Origin of the sequence: Streptomyces sp. BHT-5-2 (assembly GCF_019774615.1) — a bacterium.
Lineage (GTDB): Bacteria > Actinomycetota > Actinomycetes > Streptomycetales > Streptomycetaceae > Streptomyces.
Genome location: NZ_CP081496.1, coordinates 4,320,665 through 4,340,788, shown reverse-complemented (window position 1 = coordinate 4,340,788; position 20,124 = coordinate 4,320,665). Strand labels below are relative to the sequence as shown.

Genomic DNA, 20,124 nt, shown 5'->3' with positions numbered 1-20,124 from the left:
GGAACGACGACATGACGTCCTCGGACGCGAAGAAGGACCGTGCCGCGGCCCTGCCGCCGGAGCTGCGGGAGGCACTGCGCCGCCGGCTGGCCGGACAGGCCCCGCCGGCCGCCACGGCCCGGCCGGGCATCCCGGCCGCGGACCGGTCCCGCCCCCTGCCGCTCTCCTTCGCCCAGCAGCGGCTCTGGTTCCTCGACCGGCTCCGGCCCGGTGACGCCCGCTACAACAGCGCCGTCGCCCTGCGGCTGGCCGGCCCCCTGGACCGCACCGCGCTGTCCGGGGCCCTCGACGCCGTGGTGGCGCGCCACGAGGCGCTGCGCACCACCTTCGACGAGGACGGCGGCCGGCCGCACCAGGTGGTCCACCCGGCCGCCCCCGTCCCGCTGCCGTTACACGACATGACGGGGCGTCAACCAGCTGCGTCCGGCGCGGGCGACCGGGACGGGACCCTGGACGGGCTGCTGCTCGCCGAGTACTCCCGCCCGTTCGACCTGCGTACCGGCCCGCTCCTGCGTGCCCTGCTGATCCGCCCGGCCGCGGAGGAGCACGTCCTGCTGCTCACCGCCCACCACATCGTCACCGACGGCTGGTCCATGGGCATAGTGCTGGAGGAGGTCTGCGCCCACTACGACGCCCTCGCCCACGGGGAGGCGCCCGACCCCGCCCCGGCCGCCACCCCCTACCCGGACTTCGCCGTCTGGCAGCGCGAACGGCTCTCCGGAGCCCTGCTGGAGGAGCAGCTCTCCTACTGGGCCAAGCAGTTGGACGGACTGGTGCCGTGGGAGCTGCCGCTCGACCGCCCGCGCGGCGGCGAGGAGTCCGGCGCCGGCGCGATCCACACCTTCCGGGTCCCGGCCGCCACCGCCGCCCGGCTGCGGGAGGTGGCGACCGAGCAGCACACCACCCTGTTCACCGCGCTGATCGCAGCCTGCCAGGCGCTGTTCGCCCGCTGGTCGGGACAGGACGACATCGCCGTCGGCTCCCTGACCCCCGGCCGCGGACGCACCGAACTGGAGCGCGCCGTCGGTCTCTTCGTCAACACCGTCGTGCTGCGCGCCCCGGTCGACGCCACCCGCTCCTACCGCGAACAGCTGGACACCTCCGCCACCGCCGTCCTCGACGCCTTCGCCCACGACGACCTCCCCTTCGAACGGGTCGTGGAGGCCGCCGGGGCCGCCCGGGAAGCGGGCCGCAACCCGCTCTTCGACGTCATGGTCCTGCTCCACCCGGCCCCGCCCGCGGCCCCCGCCCCGCGCGGGCTGACCGCCGGGACCGTCCCGGTGCCCCGCCGCGCCGCCGCCTTCGACCTGAGCTTCGAGTTCGTCCCCGACGGCGACGGGCTGAGCGGACTGCTGGAGTACCGCACCGACCTCTTCGACGCCCCGACCGCCGCGCGGATGGCCGACCAACTCGTCGTCCTGCTCGGCGGGGTGGCCGCCGAACCCGACCGGCCGCTGGGCGAACTGCCGCTGCTGTCCGAACGGGAACGGCGGCGGCTGACCACCGAGTGGAACGCCACCGCACTGCCGGTCGCGCCCACCACCTACCCCGCCGTCTTCGAGGCACGGGCAGCCCGCACTCCGCATGCCACCGCGCTGGTGGCCGGCGACACCGTGCTGGACTTCGCCACGCTCAACGCCCGCGCCAACCGGCTCGCCCACCGCCTCATCGCGCGCGGCGCCGGGCCCGAACGGCTCGTGGCCGTGCGGCTGCCGCGCACCGCCGACCTGATCGTGGCGCTCCTCGCGGTCCTCAAGAGCGGCGCCGCCCACCTGCCCGTCGACCCCGAACTCCCCGACGAGCGGCAGCGGTTCCTGCTCGACGACGCCCGCCCGCTGCTGGTCCTCGACGAGGCCGCCGTGCGCGACCTGCCCGGCCCTGACCGCACCGACGACCCCACCGACGCCGACCGCCGCGCACCACTGCTCCCCGACCACACCGCCTACGTCCTGTACACCTCCGGCTCCACCGGCCGCCCCAAGGGAGTGGCCGTCGCACACCGCTCCCTGATGAACCTGCTCGCCGGCCACCGGCACGGATTCGTCGCCGACGCCGGCGGCGGCCCGCTGCGGGTCGCGCTGACCGCGTCGTTCTCCTTCGACACCGCGCTGGAGGGCGTGCTGCTGATGGCCGACGGCCACCGGCTGCATCTCGTCGACGAGGCGACCCGGCTCGATCCGGCGGCCCTGGTCGAGTACGTAGTCGAGCACCGCGTCGACTTCCTCGACCTCACCCCTTCCCACCTGCGCCAACTGCTGCCCGCCGGACTGCTCACCGACCCCCGGCACCACCCCCGGGTGCTGATGCTCGGCGGCGAGGCGGTCCGCCCGGACCTGTGGCGGGAACTCGCCGCACTGCCCGACGTCGCCGCCTACAACTTCTACGGGCCCACCGAGTGCACCGTCGACGCGCTGTCCTGCCGCATCGACGGCACCGGGCGGCCCCTGGTGGGCCGGCCGCTGCCGAACGTGCGCGCCCACGTCCTGGACGGCCGGCTCCAGCCGGTGCCGCCCGGCGTCGGAGGCGAGCTGTACCTCGCCGGCGACCAGGTCGCCCGCGGCTACCACCACCGCCCCGGCCTGACCGCCGCCCGGTTCGTCGCCGACCCGTTCGGGCCGCCCGGCAGCCGGATGTACCGCACCGGCGACCTGGCCCGCCGGACGGCCGACGGCCGCCTCGACTACCTCGGCCGCGCCGACGACCAGGTCAAGATCCGCGGCCACCGCATCGAACCGGGCGAGGTCGAGGCGGCGCTCACCGCCCTGCCGGACGTCGCCGAGGCGGCCGTCGCCGCCGTCCCCGACGCCCATGGCCACGCCCGGCTCGCCGCCTACCTGGTGCCCGCCGCCGGCGCCGCCCGGCCCGCCGCCGCGGCTCTGCGCGCGGCCCTGCGGCGCACCCTGCCTGACCACATGATCCCCGCCGCCTTCGTCGTGCTGGCCGTGCTGCCGCTCACCACCAGCGGCAAACTGGACCGCCGCGCCCTGCCCGCCCCCGACCTCGAAGCCGACCGCGACGAGCGAGAGTTCGTGGCCCCGCGCACCGAGGCCGAACGGACCCTGGCCGGCATCTGGTCCGAGGTACTGGGGATCGCGCGGGTGGGTGTCACCGACAACTTCTTCGAACTCGGCGGCGACTCGATCCTCAGCATCCAGGCGGTCTCCCAAGCCCGTGCCGCCGGACTCCGGCTCACCTCCCGGGACGTCTTCCGGCACCAGACCGTCGCCGAACTCGCCGCCGCATGCGTGCACAGCGCCCCGGCCGCCACGCCCCGCCCGGCCGACGCCGCCGGACCGGCCCCGCTCACCCCCATCCAGGAGTGGTTCTTCGCCGCCCACGGGCCGCTGCGGCACTTCAGCATGTCGGTCCTGCTCGACCTGCCGCACGACCTCGATCCCGACGCCCTGGAGCGCGCCCTGCACGCGGTGGCCGCCCACCATCCGGCGCTGCGCACCCGGTTCGTCCGCACCGGCGACACCTGGCGCCAGGAACCCGGCGCCGCCGTCCCGCCCGGCCTGCTGGCCCACCCCGACCTGCCGGGCGCCGCCGGCACCGCCCGGGACGCCGCGCGCACCGCCGCCGCCGACGCCGCCCGCGCCGCCCTCGACCCCGCAGCCGGTACCCTGCTGCGCGCCGCCCTGTTCCCCGCGGCACCCGGCGGCCGCCCGCAACTCTTCCTCGCCGCCCACCACCTGGCCGTCGACAGCGTCTCCTGGCGGATACTCCTCGCCGACCTGGAGACCGCCTACCGCCAGGCCGCCGCCGGCGAACCGGTCCAACTACAGCCCACCACCACACCGTTCACCACCTGGGCCGCACACCTGTCCCGATACGTCCGGGACGGCGGACTCGACGGCGACCTGGCCCACTGGACGGCCGAGTGCGCCGCGCCCCGCACCCCACTGCCGGTGGACACCCCGGGCACCGCGCTCGCCGGCTCGGTCCGCACCGTCCGCGCCCGCCTGGACCGCGACACCACCGAGGCGCTGCTGCGCCGGGTGCCCGGGGTGTACCGCACCCAGATGAACGACGTCCTGCTCAGCGCGGTGGGCCGGGTGCTCGCCGACTGGGCCGGCGCCGACCGCGTCACGGTGGCGCTGGAAGGCCACGGCCGCGAGGACCCGGCCGGAGCCGAGAGCCTCGAACTGTCCCGTACCGTCGGCTGGTTCACCACCCAGTACCCCGTCACCCTCGTCCCGGCCGGGACACCGGAGGAACCCGACTGGGGCGCCACCCTCAAGGCGGTGAAGGAGCGCCTGCGGGCCGTCCCGCACCGCGGCCTCGGCTACGAGGCGACGGCCCGCCTCGGCTCGCCCCACCCGGCCGCCCGCACCCTCGCCGAACTCCCGCTGCCCCAGGTCTGCTTCACGTACCACGGCCAGTGGGAGAGCACCCCCGGCCGGGACTTCGCGCCCGCCGGCGAGACTCCCGGCCGCGACATCGCCCCCGGTGAACCCCTCGACCACCTGCTGGACATCTCGGCCGTGGTGGCCGACGGCGTGCTGGAGTTCACCTGGCACTACAGCGACCGGATCCACCGCGAGCACACGGTCCGCGAGCTGGCGGACGGCACCGTGCGCGCGCTGGCCGCCCTCGCCGCGCACTGCGCCCGCCCCGAAGCGGGCGGCCGCACCCCCTCCGACTTCCCGCTGACCCGGCTCGACCAGGCAGGGGTGGACCAACTGGCCGGTGACGGGCGCACGGTCGAGGACATCCTCCCGCTCACCCCGCTCCAGGAAGGCATGCTCTTCCACCGCCTGATGGGCGGCGCCGACGACGTCTACCTCGACCAGGCCGGCCTGCTGCTGGACGGCGTCGCCGACCCCGAGGAGTTCGCCCGCGCCTGGCAGCACGTCACCGACCGGACCCCGGCGCTGCGCACCTCGGTCGTCTGGGAAGGGGTGCCGATACCGCTGCAGCTCGTCCACCGACGGGTGACGGTGCCCACCGCCCATCTCGACTGGCGCGACCTGGACGAGGAACGGCGCACGGCCGAACTCGCCCGCGTACGGGCCGAGGACCTGGCGCGGGGCCTGGACCTCACCACCGCGCCCTTGATGCGGCTCACCCTGATCCGGCTGCCCGCCGGCCGGCTGCGCCTGCTGTGGACCTCGCACCATCTGATCCTGGACGGCTGGAGCCTGGCCCAGGTCCTGACCGACGTGTGCGAGGAGTACGCCGCCCTCGTCGCCGGCCGCACCACGGCCCCGCCCGTGCGCCGCCCGTTCGGTGACTACGTACGCCGGCTCGCCGCCCGGGACGACCGCGCAGCCGAGGAGCACTGGCGCACCGTCCTCGCCGGCTTCGCCACCCCCACCCCGCTTCCCTGCGACCGCCCGGCCCGGGAGGCGCACCGCGCCCGTTCCGCCGCGGTGCGCAGCGGCGGCCTGGACCCCGAGCGGTCCCGCCGCCTGGCGCACGCCGCCCGGCGCCGCGGCCTGACCCTCAACACCGTTGTCCAGGGCGCCTGGGCGCTGCTGATATCCCGCTACAGCGGGGAGCGGGACGTGGTGTTCGGCACCACGGTCTCCGGCCGCCCCGACGACCTGCCCGGCGCCGAGTCCATGGTGGGGATGTTCATCAACACCCTGCCCACCCGCGTCCGGGTGGACGAGCGCCGCCCGGCCACCGCCTGGCTGCGGGAGCTCCAGGACGGCCAGGCCGAGTCCCGGCGCTTCGAGTCCGTCTCCCTGGCGCGGCTCACCGGGCTCAGCGACGTCCCGGCGGGCAGCGCGCTGTTCGAGTCCATGGTGGCCTTCGAGAACTACCCGTTCGACGACGCCCGGACCGCCGGCGCCGGCGTCCGCATCCTCGACGTCGCCTCGCGGGACGCCACCAACTACCCCCTGGTGCTGCGCGCCCACCACACCGACCGCCTCGGCTTCGACCTCGCCTACGACCCGGACCGCTTCGACCCCACCACCGCCGACGCCCTCGCCGACCGGCTGTGCCTGCTCCTCACCGGCCTCGCCGACGACCCGGACCGGCCGCTGCGCGACCTGCCCTGGACCACCGCCGAGGAACGCCGGCGCATCCTGGAGGACTGGAACGGCACGGACCGCGGCCGGCCCGCGGCGACCCTGGTGGACCTCTTCGAGGACCAGGTGGCCCGGACACCCGACGCCACCGCCGTGACCTTCGAGGGCAGCGCCCTGAGCTACGCCGAACTCGACGCCCGGGCAGGCCGGTTGGCCCACCGGCTCGCCGGGAGCGGTGCCGGCCCCGAGAGCCTCGTGGCGCTCGCCCTGCCGCGCTCCGCAGAGATGATCGTGGCGCTCGTCGCGGTGCTCAGGACCGGTGCCGCCTACCTGCCCCTGGACCCCGAGCTTCCCGCCGACCGGATCGCCGGCCTCCTCGCCGACGCGGCACCGGCCCTGTTGGTGACCACCACCGCCGTCGCCGGGCGCCTCACCGGCAGCGCCTGCCCCCGGCTGCTCCTCGACGACCCCGCGGTCCGCGCCGACCTGGACCGGCGCCCCACCACCGGCCCGGCCCCGGCCCGCCGCCCGCTGCCGGAGCACCCCGCCTACGTCATCTACACCTCCGGCTCCACCGGCCGGCCCAAGGGCGTCGTCGTACCGCACGCCAACGTGGTGCGGCTGTTCACCCGCACCCGCGGCCACTTCGCCTTCGGCGCCCACGACGTCTGGACGCTGTTCCACTCCTACGCCTTCGACTTCTCCGTCTGGGAGATCTGGGGCGCGCTGCTGCACGGCGGCCGGCTCGTCGTCGTCCCGCACGACGTCGCGCGTTCCCCCGAGGACTTCCTGCGCCTGCTGGCGGACGAACGGGTCACCGTGCTCAGCCAGACGCCCTCGGCCTTCCAACCCCTGATGCGCGCCGACGCCGAACACCCGGACGTGGGCGCGCGGTTGGCGCTGCGCCGGATCGTCTTCGGCGGCGAGGCGCTGGACTCGTCCCGGCTCGCCGACTGGTACACCCGGCACCCGGACACCGCACCCGTCCTGGTCAACATGTACGGGATCACCGAGACCACCGTGCACGTCACGTACGCCCCGCTGGACCGGGCCACCGCGGCCGAGGCCACCGGCAGCGCCATCGGCCGCGGCCTGTCCGACCTGCGCGTACGGGTGCTGGACGGTGGCCTCGCCCCGGTGCCGCCCGGTGCCGCCGGTGAGCTGTACGTGGCGGGGGAGGGGCTGGCCCGCGGCTATCTGAACCGGCCCGGCCTGACCGCCGCCCGGTTCGTCGCGGACCCGTTCGGCCCGCCCGGCACCCGGATGTACCGCACCGGCGACCGGGCCCGGTGGCGGGCCGACGGCACCCTGGAATACCTGGGCCGCGCCGACCAGCAGGTCAAGATCCGCGGGTTCCGGATCGAACCCGGCGAGATCGAGGCCGCACTGACCGCCCACCCGGACCTCGCCCAGGCCGTGGTCACGGTCCGCGCGGACGCCGACGAGGTGCGGCGCCTGGTCGCTCATGTCGTACCCGCCGCCCGGCGCCCCGCGCCCGCCCCGGCCGCCCTCCGCGCCCATCTGGCCCGGACCCTGCCCGCCCACATGGTGCCCGCCGCCTACGTCACCCTGGACGCGCTGCCGCTGACCCCCAACGGCAAACTCGACCACCGGGCGCTGCCCGCCCCCGGCCGCGACGGGTTCGCCGCCGCCGGCGCGGACCGCACCGCACCGCGCACCGCCGCCGAACGGCTCGTCGCCCGCGTCTGGGCCGACGTCCTCGGCGCCGACGACGCCGAGCCGGCCATCGGCGCCGAGGACGGCTTCTTCGCCCTGGGCGGCGACTCGATCCTCGCGCTGCGCGTCGCCTCCCGGCTCCGCGCCGCACTCGGCACCGACGTCTCCCCCCGGCTGCTGTTCGCCCACCCCACCCTCGAAGCCCTGGCCGCCGCCCTGCCCGGCCCGGCCACCCACCGCCCGGCCGGCCACGAGCCGATCCCGGCGGCCGACCGCACCGCCGACCTGCCGCTCTCCTTCGCCCAGCAGCGCCTGTGGTTCCTGGACAGCTTCGAACCGGGCGGCACCGCCTACCTGACCTTCTTCGTGCTGCGCCTGCGCGGACCGCTCGACGAACCCGCCCTGCACACCGCCCTGGACGCCCTGGTGGCCCGGCACGAACCGCTGCGCACCACCTTCACCGAGCGGGACGGCCGGGCCCACCAGACCGTCCACGACCCCCGACCGGTCGCACTGCCGCTGCACGACCTGTCGGACACCCCGCAGGCGGACCGCGAGGCCGCCCTCGACGCCGTGCTGGCCCGCGAGGGCGCCACCCCGTTCGACCTGGGCGAGGGGCCGCTGCTGCGGACCCGCCTGATCCGGCTCGCCGACGACGAGCACGTCCTCACCCTGGCCATGCACCACATCGTCACCGACGGCTGGTCCACCGCCGTGCTCGGCCGCGACCTCGGCGAGCTGTACGCCGCGGCCCTGGACGGCCGCCGCCCCGACCTGCCCCCGCTCCCCGTCCAGTACGCCGACCACGCCGCCTGGCAGCGGGCCCGGGCCGACGAGACCGAGCGCGCCCAGCTCGGCTACTGGACCGCCAAGTTGGCCGACCTGGCCCCGTTGGAGCTGCCCACCGACCGGCCGCGCCCCGCCGTGCGCACCACCAACGGCGCGCTGCTGGAGTTCACCCTGCCCGCCCCGCTCACCGAACGGCTGCGCGCGGTCGGCCACCGCGCCGACGCCACCCTCTACATGACGCTGCTGGCGACCTGCAAGGTGCTCCTCGCGCGCTGGGCCGGCCAGGAGGACATCGCGGTCGGCACCGTCGCCGCCGGCCGCGACCACCCCCAACTGGAGCATCTGGTCGGGATGTTCGCGCACACCCTGGTACTGCGCAGCCGGGTGCCCGACGGCCTGCCGTTCAGTGCGCTGCTGTCCGAGGTGCGCACCACCGTGCTGGACGCCTTCGCCCACCAGGACGTGCCCTTCGAGCGGCTCGTCGACGTGCTCCAGCCGGAGCGGGACACCAGCCGCACCCCGCTGTTCCAGGTCATGGTCGCCCTGCACAACCTGGGCGCCGAGGCCCCGCACCTGCCCGGCCTCGACGTGCGGACCCTCCAACCGCCCGGCCGGCACGCCGCGTTCGACCTCGCCTTCGACTTCGTGGCCCGCGACGGCGGGCTGACCTGCTTCGTCGAGTACAACACCGACCTGTTCGACACGGCCACCGTCGAAGCCGCCGCCGAGCGGCTGCGCCGCCTGCTGACCGCGGTCGCGGAGGACCCCGGGCGCCCGGTGGGCGCCCTGCCGCTGCTCTCCGACGCGGAGCGGCGCCGGCTCCTCCAGGAGTGGCAGGGCGCCTCCCTGCCCGTACCGGACACCACCTTCGTGGAACTCTTCGAGGAGCAGGTGGCCCGCACCCCCCACGCCACGGCTCTGATCGCCCGGGACGCCACCCTCGACTTCAGCACGCTGAACGAGCGCGCCAACCGGCTGGCCCACCACCTCATCGCCCTCGGCGTCGGCCCCGAGCGGGTGGTCGCCGTCCAACTGCCGCGCACCTCCGACATGCCGGTGGCGCTCCTCGCCGTCCTCAAGGCGGGCGGCACCCTGCTGGCCCTCGACCCGGAACTGCCCGCCGCCCGCCTCGCGTTCCTGCACGCCGACGCCGTACCGCACACCGTGCTGACGGCCGACGCGCTGCGCACCGCTCCGCTCGGCCACCGGCCGGCCCACAACCCCACCGACGCCGACCGCACCGCCCCGCTGGACCCCGCCCACACCGCCTACCTCACCTACACCTCCGGTTCCACCGGCCGTCCCAAGGGCGTCGCGGTCGAACACCGCCAGCTGGTCAACCTCTGCCACGACCACCGGGCCGGCCTGGTCGCCCCGCACACCACCGGCAGGGAACCGCTGCGCTTCGCGCTGAGCGCCGCCTTCTCCTTCGACACCTCGTGGGAGGGGCCGGTGCTGCTGGCCCTGGGCCAGCAGGTCCACCTCGTCGACGAGGACGAACGCCTGGACCCGGCCGCCTTCGTCCGCCGGATCGTCGAGCACCGCCTGGACGCCGTCAACGTGACACCGTCCTTCCTGCACGAGCTGCTGGCCGCCGGGCTGCTCGACGGCGACCACCACCGCCCCGGGATCGTCATGGTGGGCGGCGAGGCCGTCGGCACCCCGCTGTGGCAGGAGCTGCGCGCGGCCCGGGGCGTCACCGCCTACAACGTCTACGGCCCCACCGAGTGCACCGTGGACGCGGTCTACGGCCGCTTCACCGACCACCGCGAGCGGCCGGTCCTCGGCCGGCCGGGCCGCAACGTGCGCGCCTATGTGCTGGACGGCGCGCTGCGGCCGGTCCCGGCGGGCGTGCCGGGCGAACTCCACCTCGCCGGCGCCCAGGTCGCCCGCGGCTATCTCGGACGGCCCGGACTGACGGCCGGGCGCTACCTCGCGGACCCGTTCGGCCCGCCCGGCACCCGGATGTACCGCACCGGCGACCGCGCCCGCTGGAACGCGGCGGGGCAGCTGGAGTTCCTGGGCCGCACCGACGACCAGGTCAAGGTCCGCGGCTTCCGCATCGAGCCCGGCGAGGTCGAGGCCGCGCTGCTCGGCCACCCCGCCATCGGGGACGCCGTGGTGGTGGCCCGCGACGACGACGGCCGGGCCCGGCTGGTGGCCTACCTGGTGCCCACCGCACCCACGGCGCCGCCCGCCGAGGAACTCCGCGTCCACCTGCGCCGTACCCTGCCCGACCACCTCGTCCCCACCGTCTTCGTCCCCCTGGCGCGGATACCCCGCACCACCAGCGGCAAGACCGACCGGCGCGCCCTGCCCGCGCCCCCCGACCGGCCCGACGGCGGCGCCCGCCACGTGGCCCCGCGCAACGGGACCGAGCGGAAGCTCGCCGCCATCTGGGCGGAGGTGCTGGGCCTGCCCCGGGTCGGCGTCGACGACAACTTCTTCGCCCTGGGCGGCGACTCGATCCTCAGCATCCAGATCGTCTCCCGGGCCCGCCGCGCCGGATACGCCCTCACCTCCAAGGACGTCTTCCGCCACCAGACCGTCGCCGAACTCGCCCTGCGCACCGCCCCGGTGGACCCCTCGCCCGCCGCCGAAGCGCCGGCCGTGGCCGGACCGGCGCCGCTCACCCCCATCCAGCACTGGTACCTCGACCGGCGGCGCCCCGGGGACGCCCTCCGCTTCACCATGACCCACCGCTTCGCGCTGACCGGCGGCACCGGCGAGGAGACGCTGCGGCGCGCGGTGGACGCGCTCGTCGCCCACCACCCCGCGCTGCGCACCCGGTTCCTCCGCACCGGCGGCACCTGGCACCAGGAGGCGCTGCCCGCCGCCCCCGGCGAGGTCTTCGCCCGCCACGACCTGACGGGCCTGGACGACCCGCGGGCCGAGGAGGCCGTCCAGCGCGCCGCCACCGCGGCCCAGACCTCCATGGACCCCACCGAGGGCCGGGTCGTGCGGGCCCTGTACTTCGACCTCGGCGACCACCGTCCCGCGCAACTCCTGCTCACCGCACACCACCTGGTCGTCGACGGGGTGTCCTGGCGGATCCTGCTGGAGGACCTGGCGACCGCCTGCCGAACGGCCGCCGCCGGCCATCCGGCCGCCCTGCCCCCGGCGAGCGCCGGCCCCGACCGCTGGGCGGCCCGCCTGGAACAGCACACCCGCGCCGGCGGCTTCGACGGCGACCTGGCGTACTGGACCCGGACCGCCGAAGTCCCCGCCGACCTCCCCACGGACCGCCCCGCCACCACACCGCCCGCGACCGCGGCCACCGCCGCCACGGTGACCGTCCGCCTGGACCGGGACACCACCGACGCCCTGCTCCGGCAGGTCCCCGACGTCTACCGCACCCAGGTCAACGACGTCCTGCTCAGCGCCCTGGGCCGCACCCTGACCCGCTGGGCCGGCCGCGACACCGTGCTCGTCGGCGTGGAGGGCCACGGCCGCGAGGACCTCTTCGACGACCTGGACCTCTCCCGCACCGTCGGCTGGTTCACCGCCGAGTTCCCGCTCGCCCTGACCGTCGCCCCGGACGCCGACTGGCACGCCACCCTGCGCTCCGTCAAGGAGCAGCTGCGCGCCGTCCCGCTGCGCGGACTCAGCTACGGCGCGCTGCGCCACCTGGCCCCCGACAGCTCGCTGGCCGCGGCGCCCACGCCGGGCATCGGCTTCAACTACCACGGGCAGTGGAGCCCCGCCGCGGGCGACGGTTCGGCCGCGCCCGGCCCCTACGGCTCCACCCTGCCCCCGGCCGGGCAGGACACCGACCCCGACGAGCCCCGCGGCCACCCTCTGGAGGTCACTGGCGCCGTCCAGGACGGCCGGCTCGAACTCGGCTGGACCTACCCGCCCGAGCTCTACGACGAGGCCACCGTGCGCCGCCTCGCCGAGGACACCCGCGCCGCCCTGATCGAGATCGTCGCGCACTGCGCCCGCCCGGGCACCGGCGGCCGCACGCCCTCCGACTTCCCGCTCGCCCGGCTCGACCAGCGCCGGTTGGACCTGGTCGCCGGCGACGGACGGGACGTCGAGGACGTCCTCCCGCTCACCCCGCTCCAGGCCGGCATGGTCTTCCACGGGCTGGTCGGCGAGGACGGTGCCTACCTCGACCGGATCGTGCTCCGGATCGCCGGGGTCGCCGACCCGCGGGCGTTCGCCGCGGCCTGGCAGACCGTCGCCGACCGCACCCCGGCCCTGCGCAGCAGTGTCCACTGGCGCGGCCTGCCGCACCCCGTGCAGGTCGTCCACCGGCAGGCCGTCCTGCCCGTCGTGCACCACGACTGGCGCACCCTGGCCCCCGCCGAGCGCGACGGGGCGCTGGAGCGGCTGCTCGCCGAGGACCGGGCGGCCGGCTCGGACGTGACCACCGCGCCGCTCAGCCGCCTCGCGGTGGCCGCGCTCCCCGGAGACGAGATCGTCCTGGTGTGGACCTCGCACCATGTGATGCTCGACGGCTGGAGCACCGGCGCCCTCTTCGCCGACGTCTGCGCGCAGTACGCGGCGGACGTGTCGGGCCGGGCCGGCCGCCCGCCGGCGCGCAGGCCGTTCCGGGACTTCCTGGAGTGGCTGGACGGACAGGACCGGGCGGCCGCCGAGCAGCACTGGGCCGCCACCCTCGCCGGGTTCACCGCCCGCACCCCGCTCCCGTACGACCGGCCCCCCGTCGAGGCGCACCGCGCCCGCTCCACCACCCTGGTCCACCTGGAGCTGGACGACGAGGTCTCCGCCCGGCTGCGCGCGAAGGCCCGGAACGGCGGGCTGACCGTCAACACGGTGGTGCAGGGCGCCTGGGCGCTGCTGCTGGCCCGCTACAGCGGTCGCCCGGACGTGGTCTTCGGCACCACGGTCTCCGGCCGCCCGGCGGAACTGCCCGGCGTGGAGTCGATGATCGGCATGTTCATCAACACCGTGCCGACGCGCGCCCGGACCGACCGCGCCGGCGGCGTGCTGCCCTGGCTGCGCGAACTCCAGGAGCAGCAGAGCGACGCCCGCCGCTTCGACTTCGTCTCGCTCGCCCGCATCCAGGCACTCGCCCCGCTCCGACCCGGCGAGCCGCTCTTCGACAGCATGGTGGTGTTCGAGAACTACCCCTTCGACGAGGCCGCCACCAACGGCGCCGGCATCCGCATCCTGGACGTCCAAGCCGAGGACGCCACCAACTTCCCGCTGTGCCTGCGCGCCTACCTCGCCGACCGCCTCGGCTTCGACCTCGCGTACGACCCGGCGCTCTTCGACCGCACCACGGTCGAGCGGGCCGCGCAGCGACTCGAAACCCTGCTGACCGCGCTCGCCGACGGCACCGCCCGCACCCTCGACGACCTCACCCTGCTCACCGCCGCCGACCGGGAGGTGCTGCGCGGCTGGAACACCACGGCCCGCCCCGCCGCGGGCGGTTCGCCGGTCGACCTCTTCGCCGAGCAGGCCCGGCGCACCCCGGAAGCGGTCGCGGTCACCGAAGCGGACACGGAGCTGACCTACCGTCAGCTCGATGACTGGTCCGGCCGGCTGGCCGGCCTCCTGCGGGCCGGTGGGCTGTGCCCCGAGGACCGCGTGGCGCTCCACCTGGACCGCTCGGCCGCCCTCGTGGCGGCCCAGCTCGCCGTGCTGAAGGCGGGTGGCGCCTACGTACCGGTGGACGGCCGTGCCCCCGAGGACCGCCGCCGACTGCTGCTCGACCAGGCCCGGGTGACCGCCCACCTGACCGCCGGCGAAGTCCTGGCCGCCCGGACCGCCGACCCGGCCGCCGCGCCGCCGCTGCCGCCCGCGGACCCCGACCGGCTGGCCTACGTGATGTTCACCTCCGGCTCGACCGGCACACCGAAGGCGGTGGGGGTGCGCCACCGCGACGTGGCGGCCCTCGCCACCGACAGCCGCTTCACCGGCCCCGCCTTCGACCGGGTCCTGCTGCACTCGCCGGTCGCCTTCGACGCCGCCACCTTCGAGGTGTGGGTGCCACTGCTCAACGGCGGCCGGGTCGTGGTGGCCCCGACGGGCACGGTGGACGCGGCGTCGCTGCGGCGGCTGACGGCCGGGGGAGCGGTCACCGCGCTGTGGCTGACGGCCGGCCTGTTCCGGCTGCTGGCCCAGGACGCGCCGGAGTGCTTCGCCGGGCTGCACCAGGTGTGGACCGGCGGCGACGTGGTCCCGTCCGCCGCCGTCCGCCGGGTGCTGACCGCCTGCCCCGGCCTGACCGTGGTCGACGGCTACGGCCCCACCGAGACCACCACCTTCGCGACGTCCTTCGCCCTCACCGACCCCGCGGCCGTCCCCGCCGCCGTCCCGATCGGCCGGCCGCTGGACGACATGCGCGTCCACGTCCTCGACAGCCGGATGCGGCCGGTGCCGCCGGGCACCGCGGGCGAACTCTTCCTGGCCGGCGAGGGCGTGGCCCGCGGCTACCTCGGCCGCCCCGCCGCCACCGCGGACCGGTTCGTCGCGGACCCCTTCGGTCCGCCCGGCGGCCGGATGTACCGCACCGGCGACCTGGCCCGCCGGCGGCTCGACGGCACGGTGGAGTTCCTCGGCCGCACCGACGACCAGGTCAAGATCCGGGGCTTCCGGGTCGAGCCCGGCGAGGTGGCGGGCGCGCTCGCGGCCCACCCCGGCGTCGCGGACGTCGCGGTGGTGGCGCAGGCGGCCCGCTCCGGCGCCCGGCACCTGGTCGCCTACGTGGTGGTGCGCGACGGCCTCGACCTGGAGGAGCTGCGCGCCCACGCCCGCGCCACCCTCCCCGACTACCTGGTGCCCACCGCGTTCGTGCCGCTGGCGGCCCTGCCGCTCAGCCCCAACGGCAAGGTGGACCGGGCCGCCCTGCCCGTGCCCGAGGACGGACCGGGCCGGCCGGAGCCGGTCGCCCCGCGCACCGAGGCCGAACGCCGCACGGCCGAGGTCTGGGCCGAGGTGCTCGGCACCGAACGGATCGGCATGCGGGACGACTTCTTCGCCCTGGGCGGCGACTCGATCCTCAGCATCCGGCTCGCCTCCCGCCTCGCGGAGGTCTTCGGCACCGAGTTGACCCCGCGGGCGGTCTTCACCCACCCCACCCCCGAAGCGCTCACCGCACTGCTCGCCCGCCCGGACACCGCCGGCCGGACCGCGCCCACCCCCGTCCCCCGGGACACCCCGCCGCCGCTCTCCTACGCCCAGCAACGCCTTTGGTTCCTCGACGCGTTCGAGCCCGGCGGCACCGAGTACCTCACCCCGCTCGCCCTCCGCCTGCGCGGCCGCCTCGACACCGCCGCGCTCGGCACCGCCCTGACGAAGCTCGCCGCCCGCCACGAGTCGCTGCGCACCACCTTCGACACCGTGGAGGGCCGGGGCGTCCAGATCATCCACCCGCCCCACGACGTGCCGCTGCCGCTGCGCGACCTGTCGACGCTGCCCGCCGCGGCGCGCCGGGACCGGCTGGCGCGACTGCTCACCCAGGAGCGCACCCGACCCTTCGACCTGCGCCGCGGCCCTCTGTTGCGGGCCGGGCTGATCCGGCTGGCCGACGACGACCACGTCCTGACCCTGACCCTGCACCACATCATCACCGACGGCTGGTCGACCGCCGTGCTCACCGGCGACCTGGCCCACTACTACCGGGCCGCGCTCGGCGCCCCCACCGCCGAACTCCCGCCGCTGCCCGTCCAGTACGCCGACATCGCACACTGGCAGCGGACCGCGCCGGACGCCGCGGCCGAGGAGCAACTGCGGTACTGGCGGGACCACCTGGCCGGCCTGGAGCCCCTGCAACTGCCCACCGACCGGCCGCGCCCCGCCGTGCGGACCAGGAACGGCGCCACGGCCCGGCTCGTCCTGCCGCCGCAGACCGCGCGCCGCCTGGCGGACTTCGGCCGGGCCCGGCGAACCACCCTGTTCACCACCCTGGTCGCCGCGGTGCAGACCTTCTTCGCCCGGCTCTCCGGCCAGCGCGACATCGCCGTCGGAACCGTCACCTCCGGCCGCGACCGCGCCGAGACCCAGCGTCTGATCGGATTCTTCGTCAACACCCTCGTGCTCCGCTCGACCGTCGACCCGGACCTGCCGTTCCCCGAGTTCCTCGCGCGGGTGCGGGAGACGGTGCTGACCGCCTTCGCCCACCAGGACGTGCCGTTCGAGCGGGTGGTGGACGAGGTCCAACCCGCCCGGGACACCAGCCGGACCCCGCTCTTCCAGGCCATGGTCGTCCTGCAGAACGCCCCCGGGGCCGCGCTGGACCTGCCGGGCCTCCAGGTCGACGACATCGAACCGGACACCCACCACGCCGGCTTCGATCTCACCCTGGAGTTCGCCGAGCACGACTCCGGCGCCCTGCACGGACTGCTCACCTACAACACCGACCTGTTCGACCCCACCACCGCCGAGCGGATCACGGACCAGCTCACCACACTGCTGACCGCCCTCGCCGACGCCCCCCAACGGCCCCTCGGGGCACTGCCGTTGGCCCCCCGCGAGGAACTGCGGCGGCTGCTGGCCGACGGCCGCGGCACGGACCGCCCGGTGCCCCCGGCCACCCTCGGCGAACTGTTCCGGCGCCGCGCGGCCCGCACACCACGGGCGGTGGCCCTCACCACCGGCACCCGCGCACTGACCTACGCGGAGCTGGAGTACGCCGCCAACCGGCTGGCGCACCATCTGATCGGCCGCGGCGTCGGCCCCGAGCGGGTGGTGGCGGTGGCGCTGCCCCGCTCGGCGGAGACCGTCGTGGCCCAGTTGGCGGTGGCCAAGGCCGGCGGCGCCTTCCTGCCCGTCGACCCGGCCTACCCGGCCGACCGCCGCGCCTTCATGCTGCGCGACTCCGGGGCCCACCTGGTCCTCGACGACCCCGCCGCCGTCTGGCGCCCGGACGGCCCCGACACCGCGCCCACCGACGCCGACCGCCGCGCCCCGCTCACCACCGACCATCCCGCCTACGTCATCTACACCTCGGGCTCGACCGGCACCCCCAAGGCCGTGGTGGTCCCGCACACCGGGCTCGCCGGTTTCGCCGCGGCCGCCACCGCCCGGTACGAGGTGCGCCCGGGCGACCGGGTCCTGCAGTTCGCCTCGCCCAGCTTCGACGCCGCCGTCCTGGAACTGTGCGTCTCGCTGCTCTCCGGGGCCACCCTGGTCGCCGGCGAGGAGGGCCCGCTGCTCGGCGAACGGCTCGCCCAGGTCCTCGCCGAGCGGCGGATCACCCACGCCCTGATCCCGCCCGCGGCACTGGCCACCGTGCCGCCCGAGACGGCCGCCGCCCTGCCCTGCCTGCGCACCCTGATCGTCGGCGCCGAGGCGTGCCCGGCGGACCTCGTGACGCACTGGGCCCCCGGCCGCCGCGTGATCAACTCCTACGGCCCGACCGAGGCCACCGTGGTGGCCACCTGGACCGGCCCGCTCGCCCCGGCGGCCGGCCCGCCGCCCATCGGCCGCCCCGCCGCCGGCACCCGGGTCCAGGTGCTGGACGGCGCACTGCGCCCCGTACCGGTCGGCGTGACCGGTGAACTGTACGTGGCCGGGCCCGGATTGGCCCGCGGCTACCTAGGCCGCCCGGGGCTGACCGCGAGCCGCTTCCTGGCCGACCCGTACGGCCAGCCCGGCTCCCGCATGTACCGCACCGGAGACCTGGTGCGCTGGGACACCGACGGCCAACTGCGGTTCGCCGGCCGCGTCGACGACCAGGTCAAGGTGCGCGGCTTCCGCATCGAGCCAGGCGAGATCGAGAGCGCGCTGCGCCGCAGCCCGCTGGTGCGCGACGCGGTGGTCGTGGTCCGCGCCGTCGGCCGCGACGAACCGCGCCCGACCGGCACCGGACGGCTGGTCGCCTACGTCGTCCCGGCTCCCGGTACCCCGGAGCCGCTGCCGGTCCCCGAACTCCGCGACCACCTGGCCCGGTTGCTGCCGCCGCACATGGTGCCCGCACTGTTCGTGCCGCTGGCGGCGCTGCCGCTCACCCCGAACGGCAAGACCGATCGGCGCGCCCTGCCGGACCCCGGAGGGGCAGCCGTCTCCGCCGCCCCGCACATCGCACCGCGCACCGAGACCGAACGCCGGATCGCGCGGATCTGGGCCGACGTCCTCGGGCTCGACACCGTCGGGGCCGACGACAACTTCTTCGACCTCGGCGGCGATTCCATCCTGACCATGCAGGTGGTCTCGCGGCTGCGCCGGGACGGGCTCCACCTGGCGACCAAGGACCTGTTCACCCATCAGACGGTGGCCGCGCTGGCCGCCGTCGTGACCACCGGCCCGACCCGCCCCGACAACGGCCCGGTGACCGGGGAGCTGCCGCTCACCCCCATCCAGGAGTGGTTCTTCGCCACTCCCCGCGCGGCCCGCCACCACTTCAACCAGTCGGCGCTGCTCGAACTGGCCGGCACCCCCGACCCGTCGGCGCTGCGCACGGCGCTGGCCGCGCTGCTGGAGCACCACGACGCGCTGCGGATGCGGTTCACCGAGGAGGACGGCCGCTGGCACCAGCACAACCCGCCGCCGTCCCCGCCGGACGACCTCCTCGTCCGGCACGATCTGAGCGGACTGTCGCCGGAGGAGGCCGACGCCGCCATGGACCGGGCGGCCGACGCGCTGCACACCGGCTTCGACCTCGGCCGCGGGCCGCTGTTCCGGGCGGCGCTGTTCACCGGCGGCCCGGACCGGCCCGCCCACCTGCTGCTGGTGGCCCATCACCTCGTCGTCGACGCGGTGTCCTGGCGCATCCTCCAGGACGACCTGGAGACCGCCTACGGGCAGGCCGTCGCGGGAGCTCCGACCGACCTCGGCGACCGCACCACCGCCTTCCGGGACTGGGCCCGTGGCCTGGCCGCGCACGTCGCCGAGGGCGGCCTGGACCACGAACTGCCGTACTGGGAGGAGGCCGTGTCCCCCGCCCCGCTGCCCGTGGACCACGACCCCGGCACCCCCGGCGAGTCGTCCCGCACGGTCACCGTGACGCTGGACGAGCGGGACACGACGGCGCTGCTCCGCTCCGCCCCGCTCGCGTACCGCACCCGCATCAACGACGTCCTGCTCGCGGCCCTGGCGCTCGCCCTGGCCCGCTGGACCGGGAACGAACGGGTCTGCGTGGACCTCGAAGGCCACGGCCGCGAGGACCTCCTGGACGGGGTGGACCTCTCCCGCACGGTCGGCTGGTTCACCACCGTCCACCCGGTGGGCCTGCGGGTCTTCGACCCGGAGGACCTCGGACCGGACCGGGACTGGCGGGCGCTGGTCAAGTCGGTCCGGCGGCAGCTTCGCGCGGTGCCCGGCAACGGCCTGGGCTTCGGCGCGCTGCGCACCCACGGCCCCACGGAGATCCGCGAGCGCCTGGCGCGCACCGGCCGCGGCCAGCTGGTCTTCAACTACCTGGGCCAGTGGGACGCTCGGCCCGACGGCACCGGTGGCGCGCTCGTCCGCGCCGAGCACGGCTCCTTCGGCCGGGACCACGACCCCCGGGACGGCGGCTCCCACCTGCTGGAGGCGGTCGGCGCCGTGCAGGACGGCCGGCTCGCCTTCACCTGGCACTACCGCCCCGACGTCCACGCGGAGGCCACCGTACGGGCGGTCGCCGAGGACTTCGCGCTGGCCCTCGGACGGATCGCCCGACACGCCCGGGACAGCCTGTGAGCGGCGCGACCGGCGTGGGCACGGCCTACGGAAAAGGCCCCCGCGCCCCGGCCCGCCGCGGCACCCTGGACCCGACCGATCACCGCACCGC

The 20,124-nt window shown here is 76.1% G+C and carries 1 protein-coding gene; it reads left to right on the top strand.

Going from position 1 to position 20,124, the window contains the following annotated elements:
- Window positions 1–11 precede the first annotated feature (11 nt).
- On the top strand, window positions 12–20,033 hold the full coding sequence (locus K2224_RS19220) for a non-ribosomal peptide synthase/polyketide synthase (RefSeq protein WP_221907741.1): 20,022 nt from the start codon (window positions 12–14) through the stop codon (window positions 20,031–20,033).
- The last annotated feature ends 91 nt before the right edge of the window (window positions 20,034–20,124 follow it).

Bases quoted from the DNA above. Each gene is read 5' to 3' on its own strand.
- K2224_RS19220 (WP_221907741.1), top strand. From the start codon at position 12: ATGACGTCCTCGGACGCGAAGAAGGACCGTGCCGCGGCCCTGCCGCCG.